Here is a 261-nt window from a genome sequence, read left to right on the forward strand (position 1 = left end):
TTCATCAGAAAAAATAATTTTTGAAAAATTGAGTTTGATTTGGGGCGTTAAATCTTTATTTTATTATATAATTGTGTTTACATTTGATACAGTTGTTGATTTCAAAAGATTTGAAAAGAAAAATGGTTTTTTAAATACAAACGACTATGTAGTTAATTTGACCTCTATGCCGGTTGAGGCAAAAGGGATGGAAAATACGCTGCGTGTTTCTCAAATAAAATAAGTTATAATTTTAGTTTTTGTAGTGTAATTACAGCATCA

General features: G+C 26.8%; 1 protein-coding gene. It reads left to right on the top strand.

From position 1 onward, the window contains the following. Positions 1-223 (top strand): pyruvate kinase alpha/beta domain-containing protein (locus ACEWL1_RS12155; RefSeq protein WP_409233567.1); only part of this gene is annotated, 223 nt, incomplete at its 5' end. Positions 224-261: the final 38 nt, after the last annotated feature.

This window comes from Polaribacter gochangensis, from assembly GCF_046224025.1.
In the GTDB taxonomy this organism is placed as follows: Bacteria; Bacteroidota; Bacteroidia; order Flavobacteriales; family Flavobacteriaceae; genus Polaribacter; species Polaribacter gochangensis.